Origin of the sequence: Arthrobacter sp. ATA002, assembly GCF_026898095.1 — a bacterium.
Lineage (GTDB): Bacteria > Actinomycetota > Actinomycetes > Actinomycetales > Micrococcaceae > Arthrobacter_B.
Map to the genome: position 1 here is coordinate 957,670 of NZ_CP114015.1, position 14,177 is coordinate 971,846.

Below are 14,177 nucleotides of genomic sequence, written 5' to 3' on the forward strand. Positions count from 1 at the left end.
ATGGCAAAAATCAAGAAGGGTGACCTGGTACAGGTCATCAGCGGAGCAACTGCTGCCCGCGGCGGAGACCGCGGCAAGCAGGGCAAGGTCCTGAAGGTTTACACCGACACGAACCGCGTCCTGGTTGAAGGCATCAACACGGTTAAGAAGCACACCAAGGTTGGACAGTCCTCCAAGGGCTCCAAGACCGGTGGCATTGAAACCGTCGAAGCCCCCTCCACGTTTCCAACGTCGCAATCGTTGACCCGGAAACGAAGAAGCCGACCCGTGTTGGCTACCGCCAGGAAATCGTCGAAAAAGACGGCCGTGAGCGCACTGTGCGTATCCGCGTCGCCAAGGGCTCTGGGAAGGACCTCTAATGACTGAGACTGTCACCAAGACCGTCCCCCGTCTGAAGACCCGCTACGCAGCGGAGATCAAGCAGACCCTGCAGGACGAATTCAACTACGCGAACGTCAACCAGGTTCCCCGCCTTGTCAAGGTTGTTGTGAACATGGGTGTTGGAGACGCCGCCAAGGACTCCAAGCTCATTGACGGCGCCGTCAAGGACCTGACCCAGATCACGGGCCAGAAGCCGCAGGTCACGAAGGCCCGCAAGTCGATCGCTCAGTTCAAGCTGCGCGAAGGCATGCCCATCGGCTGCCACGCAACTCTGCGCGGAGACCGCATGTGGGAATTCGTCGACCGCCTGGTCACTCTGGCGCTGCCGCGTATCCGCGACTTCCGCGGCCTCAACGGCAAGCAGTTCGACGGCAACGGCAACTACACGTTCGGTCTGACCGAGCAGTCGATGTTCCACGAAATCGATCAGGACAAGATCGACCGCGTTCGCGGCATGGACATCACCGTGGTTACCACCGCAAAGACCGATGACGAGGGACGCGCGCTGCTGAAGGCGCTCGGCTTCCCGTTTACATCCGAAGATTAATTACTACGTAACAGGTCCGACGGACTTCCGTTCAGGTGCGCCCGGACGCGGACTCCGCAGGAAACCGTTACGAGGGAGGGCAAGAGCCCAATGACAATGACAGATCCTGTCGCAGACATGCTTACGCGTCTGCGCAATGCAAACTCGGCATATCACGACACCGTGTCCATGCCTTACAGCAAGCTCAAGGCACGTGTTGCTGACATCCTGAAGGCCGAGGGCTACATTGCCGGCTGGAAGGAAGAAGAGGCCGTCGTCGGCAAGAAGCTGACCCTTGATCTCAAATTCGGTCCGAACCGCGAGCGTTCCATCGCCGGCGTGCGTCGTATCTCCAAGCCCGGTCTGCGCGTTTACGCAAAGTCCACGAACCTGCCGCGTGTTCTCGGCGGTTTGGGCATCGCAATCCTGTCGACGTCGTCAGGTCTCCTGACCGACCGCCAGGCCGCCAAGAAGGGTGTAGGTGGGGAAGTCCTCGCCTACGTCTGGTAGCAGGGAAGGGAAAGAAAAATGTCACGTATTGGACGTCTGCCCATCCCGGTTCCTGCCGGAGTAGATATCACCGTCAACGGTGACCTCGTATCCGTCAAGGGTGCCAAGGGCGAGCTGAGCCACACTGTGCCCAGCCCGATCACTGTCACGCTTGAGGACGGCACCATCACGGTCGCCCGCCCGAATGACGAGCGCGAATCCCGTTCCCTCCACGGCCTGACCCGCACCCTGATCAGCAACATGATCACCGGTGTGACCGAAGGCTACAAGAAGGACCTGGAAATCGTCGGCACCGGTTACCGCGTGCAGGCCAAGGGCGCGGACCTCGAGTTCGCCCTGGGCTACAGCCACCCGGTTCCGGTCACGGCACCCGAAGGCATCACGCTTACCGTCGTGGGTCCCACGAAGGTCACAGTGTCCGGCATCGACAAGCAGCAGGTGGGCGAGGTTTCGGCCAACATCCGCAAGCTGCGCAAGCCCGATCCTTACAAGGGCAAGGGTATTCGTTATGCCGGCGAGATTGTCCGCCGCAAGGTCGGAAAGGCTGGTAAGTAACCATGGCCATCAGCATTAATAAGAAGCGCAATTCCAAGAGCAAGTCGGCTGCCCGCAGCCGCCGCCAGCTTCGCATCCGCAAGCGGATCTCCGGTACCGCGGCTCGTCCGCGCCTGGTGGTCAACCGCTCGGCCCGCCACGTATTCGTCCAGGTTGTCGATGACACCCGCGGCGTTACCGTTGCCTCGGCTTCCACCATGGAAGCAGACCTGCGCGCACTGGAAGGCGACAAAACCGCCAAGTCCAAGCGTGTAGGCGAGCTCGTTGCAGAACGTGCCAAGGCTGCCGGCGTCGAAGCCGTTGTCTTTGACCGAGGCGGCAACCGTTACCACGGCCGCATCGCGGCCGTTGCCGACGGCGCACGTGAAGGTGGGCTGTCACTGTGACCGAGGTTAACAAGGAAAAGGAAAACCAGGTGACTGAAGCTACAGCTGCGCAGGCAACTGAGACCAAGGACGCCGCAGCTCCCGCCACTGACGACCGCCGCGGCGGCCGCAAGGGCGAGCAGCGCTCCGACCGTGGAGGCCGCGGCGAACGCGGCGGCCGCGGTGGCCGCGACGGCGGACGCAACGATGAGAAGGACAAGTTCATTGAACGCGTCGTGACCATCAACCGCGTTGCCAAGGTAGTCAAGGGTGGTCGTCGCTTCAGCTTCACCGCCCTGGTGGTTGTCGGAGACGGCAACGGCATGGTTGGTGTCGGTTACGGCAAGGCCAAGGAAGTTCCCTCCGCTATCGCCAAGGCCGTTGAAGAAGCCAAGAAGACTTTCTTCCGCGTCCCGCGCATCGGTGGAACCGTTCCCCACCTGGTCCAGGGCGAAGCTGCTGCAGGCGTTGTCCTGCTGCGTCCGGCTTCCCCGGGTACCGGTGTTATCGCTGGTGGTCCGGTCCGCGCCATTCTCGAATGCGCCGGAATCCACGACGTGCTGTCCAAGTCGCTCGGGTCCTCCAACGCCATCAACATCGTGCACGCCACGGTTGATGCGCTGAAGCGCCTCGAAGAGCCGCAGGCAGTGGCTGCACGCCGCGGCCTGCCGCTGGACGAGGTTGTGCCTGCCGCGATGCTCCGCAACATGCAGAAGGCAGGTGCCTGATGACTACTCCGAAGAACGTTGCCGTCAGCACGGCAACACTGAAGATCACCCAGATTAAGTCCACCATCGGTGGTAAGCAGAATCAGAAGGACACGCTGCGCTCACTGGGCCTGCGGCACATCGGTGCTACCACCGTTCGTACCGCCGACGCCGTGACTGTTGGCATGATCAACACGGTTCCGCACCTCGTGAAGGTTGAGGAGGCGAATTAACATGGCCGAAGATAACAACAACGAACACGCGCTGAAGGTTCACCACCTGCGTCCGGCACCCGGTGCCAAGACGGCCAAGACCCGTGTTGGCCGTGGTGAAGGTTCCAAGGGTAAGACGGCCGGCCGCGGTATGAAGGGCACCAAGGCCCGCTACCAGGTCAAGGCCGGATTCGCAGGCGGGCAGCTGCCGCTGCACATGCGCCTGCCGAAGCTTCGCGGCTTCAAGAACCCGTTCCGCGTCGAGTTCCAGGTAGTAAACCTGGACCGCATCTCGGAGCTGTTCCCCGAAGGCGGCGACATCACTGTTGCCGACCTGGTGGCCAAGGGTGCTGTTCGCAAGAACCAGCCCGTCAAGGTCCTGGGCACCGGCGACATCACCGTCAAGGTGAACGTCACGGCCGATGCCTTCTCCGCCAGTGCGGCAGAGAAGATTGCCGCAGCAGGCGGAACGACCACGGCGCTCTAAGCACCGTGTCCGTTTTGTGCAACGACGGCGGGCGGCCGGGAAACCGGCCCCCGGCGGTCGTCTGCGCAGCGATCAGGACAGGCACTAAACTCCAGGCGGGCCGCACTGCGGTCCGCCCGGAGTTTAGTTTTGTTTAAGGCACTACAACGCCGCGGGCTTCGTTAACGTTCTACGGGGCTTGAGCGGATAGACTCTGTTTTTGTTACCAGTCCAATCGGACCACCTACTTCAGATCTCATTCAGGAGGACGCTTGCTTAGCGCTATTGGCCGGGCTTTCCGGACGCCAGACCTGCGACGCAAGCTGTTGTTTACGCTGGGAATCATCACTATCTTCCGCATGGGTGCTTTTATCCCGGCCCCGGGTGTTGACTACGGCAATGTGCAGCAGTGCTTGGCTCTGGGTGCCACTTCGGGTGGCCTCTACGAATTCGTTAACCTTTTTAGCGGCGGCGCCCTGCTGCAGGTCTCCATCTTTGCCCTGGGCATCATGCCGTACATCACTGCCAGCATCATCGTTCAGCTGCTGCGCGTCGTGATTCCCCACTTCCAGGCACTCTACGAGGAAGGCGCACAGGGCCAGTCCAAGCTGACGCAGTACACGCGGTACCTGACGATCGCGCTCGGCCTCCTCAATGCCACCACCGTCGTGTCCCTGGCCCGCACCGGAGCCCTCTTCAACAACACCTGCTCCGTGCCGATCATCCCCGACGACAACATCATCACCGTCCTGCTGCTGATCATCACGCTGACCGCCGGTACCGGCCTCATTATGTGGATGGGCGAACTGGTCACTGAAAAGGGTGTCGGCAACGGTATGTCCCTGCTGATCTTTACCTCCATCGCCGCAGGATTCCCCAGCTCGCTCGGGGCCATCCTCAGCGCCCAGGGCTGGACGGTTTTCCTCGCCGTCATCGGCGTCGGCGTCCTGGTGGTCGCCCTCGTGATCTTCGTCGAGCAGTCGCAGCGGCGCATCCCGGTGCAGTACGCCAAGCGCATGGTCGGGCGGCGGACCGTCGGCGGCACCAACACCTACATCCCGATCAAGGTGAACATGGCCGGGGTTATCCCCGTCATCTTCGCGTCGTCGATGCTGTACCTGCCGTCGCTGGTTGCCCAGTTCAACACCCCCGCCACCGGAACTCCGCCGGAATGGGTGGTCTGGATCAACAACTACCTCACCAGCGGAGACCATCCCTTCTACATGGCGGTCTACTTCCTGCTGATCGTGTTCTTTACGTACTTCTACGTGTCGATCACGTTCAACCCGGAGGAAGTCTCCGAGAACATGAAGAAATACGGCGGCTTCATCCCCGGCATCCGGGCCGGCCGCCCCACCGCCGAGTACCTGCAGTACGTGCTCTCGCGCATTACCCTGCCCGGCGCCCTCTACCTGGGCTTTGTAGCCCTGATTCCGTTGATTGCTCTGGTGCTGGTCGGAGCGAACGCGAACTTCCCGTTCGGCGGAACCTCGATCCTCATCATGGTTGGTGTGGGACTCGAAACAGTCAAACAGATCGACGCGCAACTGCAGCAACGTCACTACGAAGGGTTATTGCGATGACAAGAATGCTCATTATCGGGCCGCCCGGCGCCGGTAAAGGTACCCAGGCCGCCCGAATCTCGGACCGGCTTGGAGTCACTGCAATCTCCACGGGGGACATCTTCCGCGCCAACGTCAAGAACGAGACCCCGCTGGGCCTTGAGGCCAAGAAGTACATCGACGCCGGTAACTTCGTTCCCGACAGCGTCACCAATGACATGGTGCGCGCCCGCCTGATGGAAGAGGACGCGGCCGACGGCTTCCTCCTGGACGGTTATCCGCGCACAGCAGCACAGGTGCGGGAACTGGATGACATCCTGGCCAGCAAGGGCCAGAAGCTCGACGTCGTACTCCAGCTGACCGCTGACGACGAAGAACTCGTCGAACGCCTGCTCAAGCGCTCCGAAATCGAAGGCCGTGCCGATGACAACGAGGACGTTATCCGGCACCGTCTGGACCTCTATAAGGCCCAGACCGCCGACGTCGTCGCGAGCTATGACAACCGCGGGATCGTCGCGCGGGTGGACGGGCTGGGCGGCATCGACGATGTCACCGAACGCGTCATGGAAGTCCTCAAGGATATTAGCTAAAGAGTTAGAAGAGATATGTTCGGCCAGCCTCGAATCCAGTACAAAACCAACGCGCAGATGCGCACCATGCGTGAAGCCGGCCTTGTGCTGATTCGTGCGCTGGACGCGGCCGCAGCGTCCGCGGTGGCGGGCGCAACCACCGCGGACCTTGACGCGGCCTTCGCGGGCGTGCTCAAGGAAGCCGGGGCCACCTCGAACTTCCTCGGCTATCACGGCTACCCGGCCACGGTCTGCGTGTCCGTGAATGAGGAAGTCGTCCACGGCATCCCGGGGGAGAGGGTCCTCAAAGACGGGGACATCCTCTCCATCGACGGTGGCGCGGTAGTTGACGGATGGCACTCGGACTCAGCTCGCACCGTGATTGTCGGAACCGCGGATCCGGCGGACCAGCGGCTCTCCGACGTGACGGAACAGGCCATGTGGCACGGCATCGCTGCCGCAGCCAAAGGACGTTTCGTTGGTGACATCGGTGCTGCCATCGATGACTACGTCTCCGGCGTGCCGGGCAAACCGCTGGGAATCCTGGAGGACTACGTGGGTCACGGCATCGGCACCGAAATGCACCAGGCACCGGACGTGCTGAACTACCGGACCTCGCATAACGGACCCAAGCTCCGGCCGGGGCTGTGCCTGGCCATCGAGCCGATGCTGGTGCGCGGCGGGATCGATACGGTCACCCTGGAGGACGATTGGACGGTCATTACCACCGACGGTTCCCGGGCGTCCCAGTGGGAACATTCGGTCGCGATCCACGACAAGGGCGTTTGGGTCCTCACCTCGCCCGACGGCGGAGCGTCACGGCTTGCGCCGCTGGGCGTTACCCCGGCCCCCATTCCCGGGGACTAGCCTTCGGAAAGGCAGGCATGCCGCGCTGCGCCCCTCCGGCTCAGAGGATTTAACTTATTGGGCACTGTCGAGTACAGTTATCTGTTGGTTGTCTCTACATTCGTGCCCTTTTCCAAGGACGCCGGCCGTCTCAAAACGGCCTGCCGCGCGGTTGCCGCGCAGAAACACTGCGGAAACCCACAGGGCGTGCCGGGAGAGCCAAAGACATAAACCGTCCTTCGTGCATACGGAGGACACAGACGTTAGCGGAGGATATGGCCAAGAAAGACGGCGTCATTGAGATTGAGGGCTCGGTCAACGAAGCCCTGCCCAACGCGATGTTCCGCGTTGAGCTGGCCAACGGCCACATTGTGCTCGCACACATCTCGGGAAAGATGCGTCAACACTACATTCGCATCCTCCCCGGAGACCGCGTTGTGGTGGAACTTAGCCCGTACGACCTCACCCGGGGCCGTATCGTCTACCGCTACAAGTAAGAACCGCTGCACCTGCAGGCAGCGTCCCGAACAAAGGGGGCGCCGGCTGCGTGCGGCCCAACCCTGCAACCACGCAAAGGATAACCATGAAGGTCCAGCCGAGCGTCAAGCAGATCTGCGATAAGTGCAAGGTGATTCGCCGTAACGGTCGAGTCATGGTGATCTGCGAGAACCCGCGCCACAAGCAGCGCCAGGGCTAATTTCCTGCTTTCAGGGACAGCCCACGCGTAGTAGTAGTAAATGAATATGGCAGTGCAGCGTTGATACGCGTAGCGCATACCCCCGGCCCGGAGGCCGGGGACCTGGCAACAGGGATGCACTGCTTCAGACCTCCGGTGACACAAAAGGAGAACCGCCGATATGGCACGTCTCGCTGGCGTTGACATTCCCCGCGAAAAGCGGGTTGTGATTGCGCTTACTTATATCTACGGCGTGGGTAAGACCCGTGCAGACCAGACCCTGGCAGAGACCGGCATCAGCCCGGACACTCGCGTCAAGGACCTCACGGATGCTGAGCTCGTTCAGCTGCGTGACTACATCGAGGGCAACTTCAAGGTTGAGGGTGACCTCCGCCGCGAGGTAGCCGCCGACATTCGCCGCAAGGTTGAAATCGGCAGCTACCAGGGTATCCGCCACCGTCGCGGCATGCCCGTTCACGGCCAGCGCACGAAGACCAACGCTCGTACCCGCAAGGGCCCGAAGCGTACGGTTGCCGGTAAGAAGAAGGCCGCCCGCTAAACACAGCGGTGTGAGGCCACGGCCCTAAACGGGCCACCTAAACCAAACTCTTTGTAGGAGAAGTAATGCCCCCCAAGACTCGTGGAGCGGTCCGCAAACCGCGTCGCAAGGATAAGAAGAATATTGCGCTTGGCCAGGCGCATATCAAGAGCACCTTTAACAACACCATCGTGTCCATCACGGACCCCTCCGGTGCTGTTATCTCATGGGCTTCCGCCGGTGAGGTTGGCTTCAAGGGCTCGCGTAAGTCCACCCCGTTCGCCGCGCAGATGGCTGCTGAAGCCGCTGCAAAGCGCGCCCAGGAGCACGGCGTCCGCAAGGTCGACGTCTTCGTGAAGGGCCCGGGTTCCGGCCGCGAAACCGCGATCCGTTCGCTTCAGGCCACCGGCCTGGAGGTTGGCTCCATTTCGGACGTCACCCCGAGCGCGCACAACGGCTGCCGTCCCCCGAAGCGCCGCCGCGTCTAAGCAGCACTTGCGGTTCCGGTAATATCCGGCGGGCGGTCCACCCTTTGGGGCGGGCCGCCCATCGGACGCCTCCGGCTCCGGGCACGTGGCTGTTAAGCCGTCCAAGACGCCCGCGGAAGACCCGTCGTCGTCGTTTCCACCATTTGTGTTGCGTCATATAGCGGACGCTCGCTGAAAGGAAATGCAAGTGCTCATTGCACAGCGCCCCACCCTCACTGAAGAAGTCGTAGCCGACAACCGTTCACGGTTCATCATCGAGCCGCTGGAACCCGGTTTCGGCTACACCCTGGGTAACTCCCTCCGCCGTACGCTCCTGTCCTCGATCCCCGGTGCTGCAGTAACCAGCATTCGGATCGACGGCGTGCTGCACGAGTTCACCACGGTTCCGGGCGTGAAGGAAGATGTCACCGAGATCATCCTGAACGTGAAGAACCTGTCGGTCTCCTCCGAGCACGACGAACCCGTTGTCGCCTACCTGCGCAAGCAGGGTCCCGGCGTCGTGACGGCTGCGGACATTGCTCCGCCGGCCGGCGTGGAGTTCCACAACCCGGATCTGCACATTGCCACGCTCAATTCGAAGGGCAAGTTCGAGCTCGAACTGACCATCGAACGCGGCCGCGGCTACGTTTCCGCTAGCCAGAACAAGTCCGGTGACCAGGAGATCGGCCGTATTCCGGTTGACTCCATCTACTCGCCGGTCCTGAAGGTCACCTTCCGCGTGGAGGCTACCCGTGTTGAACAGCGCACCGACTTCGATCGCCTGATCGTTGACGTTGAAACCAAGGATGCCATTGCACCGCGCGACGCCGTCGCCTCTGCCGGCACCACCCTGGTTGAGCTGTTTGGCCTGGCCCGTGAACTGAACAGCGCCGCTGAAGGTATCGAAATCGGTCCGAGCCCCACGGATGCCGCACTGGCAGCCGACATGGCCCTGCCGATCGAAGACCTCGAGCTGACTGTGCGTTCCTACAACTGCCTCAAGCGTGAAGGCATCCACACTGTGGGTGAACTCGTTGCCCGCTCCGAGGCTGACCTGATGGACATTCGCAACTTCGGTGCAAAGTCCATTGATGAGGTAAAGGCAAAGCTGGTCGAGCTCGGTCTGTCCCTGAAGGATTCCCCTCCGGGTTTGATCTGGCCGCCCGTGCCGCAGCTATTGAAGAGGACGAGTCCGAATACTCGGACGACGAGCTCTAACACACGCAAAATTTTGCTGTCCGGACCTGTTGGCTCCGTACGGCACCGTTTGAGGAGAAAATGTAATGCCTACACCCACCAAGGGTAAGCGCCTCGGAGGCAGCCCGGCCCACCAGCGCCTGATGCTGGCGAACCTGGCCGCCCAGCTGTTCGAGCACAAGCAGATCACCACCACGGTGACGAAGGCCAAGCGTCTGCGTCCCTACGCCGAGCGCCTGATCACGTTCGCAAAGCGCGGAGACCTGTCTTCCCGCCGCCGCGTCCTGGGTCTGATCTCGGACAAGGGTATTGTCCACGAGCTCTTCACTGACATTGCTCCGGCAGTCGAGAAGCGCGACGGCGGCTACACCCGCATCACCAAGATCGGCAACCGCAAGGGCGACAACGCTCCCATGGCTGTCATCGAACTGGTTCTCGAGCCCGTCTCTGCCAAGCAGGCTGTCGTGGCCGAGGCCGAAACCGCAGCAGCCGTGGCTGCTCCGGCACCGGTCGAGGAATCCGCTGAGTCCGCCGACTCGGCTGAATCCGCCGATTCTGCTGAGTCCGCCGATTCCGCTGAGTCTGCTGATTCCGCTGACGAAGCAGTGGAGGCCGAAGAGAAGAAGTAATTCTTCGCTTCGCTCCCGTGTCCCTTAATATTGAGGACATGAGTATCGAAAGGCCCGCCGCACCCTCACGGGACGGCGGGCTTTTTCGTATCCGGATGGACCTGTCCTACGACGGCGCCGCTTTTTACGGCTGGGCTGCGCAGGACGGCCTTCCCACAATCCAGGGCAGTCTTGAGGCGGCCCTGGAGGTGCTGATCCGCCGTCCTGTGCGTTTGACCGTCGCCGGCCGGACTGATTCGGGAGTGCACGCCCGGGGCCAGGTTGTGCACTTCGACCTCACCGAATCCGAGTGGGCGGGGCTTTCGCGAGGCGCGGCACTTACCCCCGCAGAAGCCCTGGTCCGCCGTATGCGCGGAATCCTGAACAAGGACCTCACCATGGCTCTGCGCAGGGCGAAGGCACCCAAGCGGGCTATTCATGCCATGGAAGGGGCGATCACGGTCCGGTCGGCCTCTGTGGCACCCGAGGGCTTCGATGCGAGGTTTTCAGCCCTGTGGCGCCGCTACAGCTACCGGATCGCCGACCGGGATGCCAGCCGTGATCCCCTGACCCGCAATACAACGCTGTGGCATGACTTTGCACTGGACGTGGTCCGGATGAACGCAGCGGCCGAAGCCGTCCTTGGGGTGCGGGACTTCCTCTCGTACTGCAAGCCCCGCACCGGTGCCACCACCGTTCGGGAACTGCAGGAGTTCTCCTTCCTGCGGCGCCCCGACGGCGTCATCGAGGCCCATGTGCAGGCTGACGCCTTCTGTCACAACATGGTCCGGTCCCTCGTCGGAGGGGCCATACTCGTGGGGGCGGGGGAGCGGACTCCTGAGTGGCTGGAGCGCAGACTGCTGGCACGGATCCGTGATTCGAAGTCCCTCCTGGCCGCACCACATCCGCTGATCCTCGAAGAGGTAAGGTATCCGGCTGATGCGGAACTGCACCGGCGGGCAGAGAGCACTCGGGCCAAACGTCCGGTGTCCGGCTTTTGACCTCCACCCGCAAGCAGGCTATTGTTTATAGTCGTTGTGCGTGTCCTACCTCGATAGGTCTATGCCCACGGGAGCGGCTCGGTTGCAGAGCCACCTGGCCCCGGGGAAATAGCCGAGTACATCAGGACCACTGGTTACATCAGTCCTCACCTGACCATCCGGTAAACGCATAGAGAAGCTGCGGACCATGTGGCATCCATATGAGCCGCGCCACCTAAGAAGAAGAAACGAAGGCAAAAACCGTGCGTACGTACACCCCGAAGCCCGGCGACATCAACCGCCAGTGGCACGTCATTGACGCCACCGACGTTGTCCTAGGCCGTCTTGCCAGCCAGACCGCAACACTGCTGCGCGGAAAGCACAAGCCGACCTTCGCTCCCCACATGGACATGGGCGATTTCGTCATCATCATCAACGCTGAGAAGGTTGCCCTCACCGGCGCCAAGCTCGAACAGAAGCGTGCCTACCGCCACTCGGGTTACCCGGGCGGTCTGTCCTCCGTCAACTACGCAGAGCTGCTGGAGTCGAATCCGGTACGTGCAGTTGAGAAGGCCATCCGCGGCATGCTGCCCAAGAACTCCCTGGCTGCACAGCAGATCAGCAAGCTCAAGGTCTACCGCGGTGCAGAGCACCCGCATGGTGCCCAGCAGCCCAAGACCTTCGAAATCACCCAGGTCGCCCAGTAGTTCTGGCCCGCCAACTAAAGAATTAATTCAAGGAGAATCGTGGCTCAGAACACTGAAGAGCTCAATGAAACGACCGAGGAGCTTTCGAGCTACACCTCGGAAACCCCTGACGCAGCCGAGGCTGCCGTCAAGGAACGCCCGGCACTGACCGTTTCCGGTTCGGCTGTTGGCCGCCGCAAGCAGGCTATCGCCCGCGTGCGCGTTGTTCCCGGCACCGGCAAGTGGCTGGTCAACGGCCGCGATCTGGCTGCCTACTTCCCGAACAAGCTGCACCAGCAGGACGTCAACGAGCCGTTCAAGGTCCTTGATCTCGACGGCGCCTACGACGTCATTGCCCGCATCCACGGCGGTGGCCCCTCCGGCCAGGCCGGTGCGCTGCGCCTGGGTGTTGCCCGCTCGCTGAACGAAATCGACCGCGAGAACAACCGCCCGACCCTGAAGAAGGCCGGCTACCTGACCCGTGACGCCCGCGTCATCGAGCGCAAGAAGGCCGGTCTCAAGAAGGCCCGCAAGGCTCCGCAGTACTCCAAGCGCTAAAGCGCCTACCCTGGCTGCTGCCGCTGCGCGTCAGCAGCCAGGGCCCTCGGCGCTTTTCGGCGCTTGGCTCCACAAACGCTAATTCAGGCGCTTGGCTCCACAAGCGCTAATTCAGCGACTGGCTCCCCAAGCGCTGGTTCGGGGCTTGGCTCCGTAAGCGCTACAGCAAAAGGTGCGTCTTCCAGTATTTGGAAGGCGCACTTTCTGCGTTTGGAGGGATAACAATCTCCCCAAGCGGCCACCCCAATGTGTGTTCTTCATCACTGAAACTACCTGCCGCCCGGTCCGCACTTAGTCGGCCGCGGCATGGGAGTGGCACAATAGCCCAGTGGGTTGCCAATGAGCGCCTGCAGCCCTGCCCCCCTGTTTGAGGATTATGTGCGATGACGAGACTGTTTGGAACCGATGGCGTCCGAGGATTGGCCAACGGCCTGATCACTGCCGAAGTGGCAATGGGCCTGGCGCAGGCGGCCGCCGTCGTTCTGGGCCATCGGCGCGTCGAGGGCGGGCGCCGGCCCGTCGCCGTCGTGGCACGCGATCCCCGCATCAGCGGGCACTTCATTTCCGCGGCAGTGGAAGCAGGGCTCGCGAGCTCCGGCGTTGACGTTTTCGACGCCGGTGTCCTGCCGACCCCCGCGGCAGCGTTCCTGGTTGCGGACCTCGACGCCGACTTCGGCGTGATGATTTCCGCCTCGCACAACGCGGCACCTGACAACGGCATCAAGTTCCTGGCCCGCGGCGGTCAGAAGCTCGACGACGCCGCCGAGGACGACATCGAACGCGAAATGCTCAAGCCCAGCCTGCGTCCCACCGGTGCCAACGTTGGTCGTATCCACCGGTTCGCGGACGCCGAAGACCGCTATGTCATCCACCTGCTCCAAACCCTGCCCAACCGGCTCGACGGGCTGAAGGTTGTCCTGGACTGCGCCCACGGTGCTGCCAGCGGCTGCTCACCCCAGGTCTTCGCCGACGCGGGCGCTGAGGTGGTGGTGATCGGAGCGGATCCCGACGGCGTCAACATCAACGACGGATACGGATCCACGCATCTGGAGAAGCTGCAGGCCGCTGTGATCGAGCACGGAGCGGACCTCGGTGTGGCGCACGACGGCGACGCCGACCGCTGCCTGGCCGTGGACCATGAGGGAACCGTCGTGGACGGCGACCAGATCATGGCGATCATGGCCGTGGCACTGAAGTCCGCCGGCAAACTCAAGGATGACACCCTTGTGGCCACCGTCATGAGCAATCTGGGGCTGAAGCTCGCACTGCGCGAGGCCGGCATCAGCCTCCGCGAGACCGGGGTGGGGGACCGTTACGTGCTCGAAGGAATGCGCGAAGGCGGCTACAGCCTGGGCGGTGAGCAGTCCGGGCACGTCATTTTCTCCGAATACGCGACGACCGGTGACGGCGTCCTGACCGGTCTCCAGCTTGCCGCACAGGTGAAGCGCACCGGTCGGACGCTCAAGGAACTGGCCCAGGTCATGAACAAGCTTCCCCAGGTCCTGATTAACGTCAAGGGCGTCGACAAGGGGGCAGTCGGCAGCAACGAAGCCGTCCTCCGGTCCGTGACGGACGCCCGGATGCTTCTCGGCGAAACAGGCCGGGTGCTGCTGCGTCCCTCGGGCACGGAAGCCCTCGTCCGGGTCATGGTCGAAGCAGAGGACATGGAAACAGCTGCCTCGGTGGCCGCGGATCTGGCGGCAACAGTGGAGAACAACCTGGCGCTGGAGCCCACTGAGGCCTGAGGCCCGGGCCTGCGTCGTGCGGC

The 14,177-nt window shown here is 62.4% G+C and carries 19 protein-coding genes and 2 pseudogenes; all 21 read left to right on the forward strand.

The features are described 5' to 3' along the window. The 21 genes and pseudogenes from rplX to glmM all read left to right on the forward strand — a co-directional run bounded on the left by rplX (position 1) and on the right by glmM (position 14,154). Positions 1 to 359, forward strand: a pseudogene (gene rplX / locus OL239_RS04865) (50S ribosomal protein L24). Next, a complete protein-coding gene (gene rplE / locus OL239_RS04870) occupies positions 359 to 928 on the forward strand; it encodes a 50S ribosomal protein L5 (protein WP_268910960.1) in 570 nt (189 codons plus the stop codon). The pseudogene rplX and the gene rplE overlap by 1 nt, the downstream one beginning before the upstream one ends. Before the next feature lie 90 nt (positions 929 to 1,018). After that, positions 1,019 to 1,417 carry a 30S ribosomal protein S8 gene (rpsH, locus tag OL239_RS04875; protein ID WP_152219769.1) on the forward strand — a complete coding sequence of 133 codons (399 nt, stop codon included), beginning with the start codon at positions 1,019 to 1,021 and terminating at the stop codon, positions 1,415 to 1,417. 18 nt (positions 1,418 to 1,435) lie between these two features. Continuing rightward, positions 1,436 to 1,972, forward strand: a complete 537-nt coding sequence (rplF, locus tag OL239_RS04880; protein WP_268910961.1) for a 50S ribosomal protein L6 — start codon at positions 1,436 to 1,438, stop codon at positions 1,970 to 1,972. A 2-nt stretch (positions 1,973 to 1,974) separates the two neighbouring features. Next, positions 1,975 to 2,358, forward strand: coding sequence for a 50S ribosomal protein L18 (gene rplR / locus OL239_RS04885; RefSeq protein ID WP_104101589.1), 384 nt, complete (start codon positions 1,975 to 1,977; stop codon positions 2,356 to 2,358). 29 nt (positions 2,359 to 2,387) lie between these two features. Then, positions 2,388 to 3,065, forward strand: a complete 678-nt coding sequence (rpsE, locus tag OL239_RS04890; RefSeq protein ID WP_268910962.1) for a 30S ribosomal protein S5 — start codon at positions 2,388 to 2,390, stop codon at positions 3,063 to 3,065. Beyond that, positions 3,065 to 3,277 (forward strand): 50S ribosomal protein L30, encoded by a 213-nt coding sequence (gene rpmD / locus OL239_RS04895; protein ID WP_104052721.1) that lies wholly within the window; start codon positions 3,065 to 3,067, stop codon positions 3,275 to 3,277. The genes rpsE and rpmD overlap by 1 nt, the downstream gene beginning before the upstream one ends. Position 3,278: 1 nt before the next feature. Continuing rightward, a complete protein-coding gene (gene rplO, locus OL239_RS04900; RefSeq protein WP_268910963.1) occupies positions 3,279 to 3,743 on the forward strand; it encodes a 50S ribosomal protein L15 in 465 nt (154 codons plus the stop codon). A 251-nt stretch (positions 3,744 to 3,994) separates the two neighbouring features. Continuing rightward, entirely contained in the window at positions 3,995 to 5,305 is a 1,311-nt protein-coding gene (secY, locus tag OL239_RS04905) for a preprotein translocase subunit SecY (RefSeq protein ID WP_268910964.1), read from the forward strand. Continuing rightward, positions 5,302 to 5,874, forward strand: a complete 573-nt coding sequence (locus tag OL239_RS04910) for an adenylate kinase (RefSeq protein WP_268910965.1) — start codon at positions 5,302 to 5,304, stop codon at positions 5,872 to 5,874. Before secY ends, OL239_RS04910 begins: the two co-directional genes overlap by 4 nt. 15 nt (positions 5,875 to 5,889) lie before the next feature. Then, positions 5,890 to 6,720 (forward strand): type I methionyl aminopeptidase, encoded by an 831-nt coding sequence (gene map / locus OL239_RS04915; RefSeq protein WP_268910966.1) that lies wholly within the window; start codon positions 5,890 to 5,892, stop codon positions 6,718 to 6,720. Between the two features lie 254 nt (positions 6,721 to 6,974). Further along, positions 6,975 to 7,196: a translation initiation factor IF-1 gene (gene infA / locus OL239_RS04920; RefSeq protein WP_055239372.1), complete on the forward strand. Its 222-nt coding sequence runs from the start codon at positions 6,975 to 6,977 to the stop codon at positions 7,194 to 7,196. 86 nt (positions 7,197 to 7,282) lie between these two features. Continuing rightward, a complete protein-coding gene (gene rpmJ, locus OL239_RS04925) occupies positions 7,283 to 7,396 on the forward strand; it encodes a 50S ribosomal protein L36 (RefSeq protein WP_012397712.1) in 114 nt (37 codons plus the stop codon). Positions 7,397 to 7,556: 160 nt separating this feature from the next. Next, the gene (gene rpsM, locus OL239_RS04930) at positions 7,557 to 7,934 is read left to right on the forward strand and encodes a 30S ribosomal protein S13 (RefSeq protein WP_104052716.1); all 378 of its coding nucleotides are present in this window, start codon (positions 7,557 to 7,559) and stop codon (positions 7,932 to 7,934) included. A 65-nt stretch (positions 7,935 to 7,999) separates the two neighbouring features. After that, positions 8,000 to 8,401, forward strand: a complete 402-nt coding sequence (gene rpsK, locus OL239_RS04935; RefSeq protein WP_104052715.1) for a 30S ribosomal protein S11 — start codon at positions 8,000 to 8,002, stop codon at positions 8,399 to 8,401. Positions 8,402 to 8,588: 187 nt separating this feature from the next. Continuing rightward, a pseudogene (locus OL239_RS04940) lies at positions 8,589 to 9,598 on the forward strand (DNA-directed RNA polymerase subunit alpha). A 65-nt stretch (positions 9,599 to 9,663) separates the two neighbouring features. Beyond that, entirely contained in the window at positions 9,664 to 10,206 is a 543-nt protein-coding gene (rplQ, locus tag OL239_RS04945) for a 50S ribosomal protein L17 (protein WP_268910967.1), read from the forward strand. Positions 10,207 to 10,244: 38 nt separating this feature from the next. Then, positions 10,245 to 11,186 carry a tRNA pseudouridine synthase A gene (locus OL239_RS04950; RefSeq protein ID WP_268910968.1) on the forward strand — a complete coding sequence of 314 codons (942 nt, stop codon included), beginning with the start codon at positions 10,245 to 10,247 and terminating at the stop codon, positions 11,184 to 11,186. Positions 11,187 to 11,428: 242 nt separating this feature from the next. Then, the gene (gene rplM, locus OL239_RS04955; RefSeq protein WP_104052711.1) at positions 11,429 to 11,872 is read left to right on the forward strand and encodes a 50S ribosomal protein L13; all 444 of its coding nucleotides are present in this window, start codon (positions 11,429 to 11,431) and stop codon (positions 11,870 to 11,872) included. Between the two features lie 39 nt (positions 11,873 to 11,911). Then, positions 11,912 to 12,409, forward strand: a complete 498-nt coding sequence (gene rpsI, locus OL239_RS04960; RefSeq protein ID WP_152219749.1) for a 30S ribosomal protein S9 — start codon at positions 11,912 to 11,914, stop codon at positions 12,407 to 12,409. A gap of 383 nt (positions 12,410 to 12,792) precedes the next feature. Then, positions 12,793 to 14,154 (forward strand): phosphoglucosamine mutase, encoded by a 1,362-nt coding sequence (gene glmM / locus OL239_RS04965; RefSeq protein ID WP_268910969.1) that lies wholly within the window; start codon positions 12,793 to 12,795, stop codon positions 14,152 to 14,154. Positions 14,155 to 14,177: the final 23 nt, after the last annotated feature.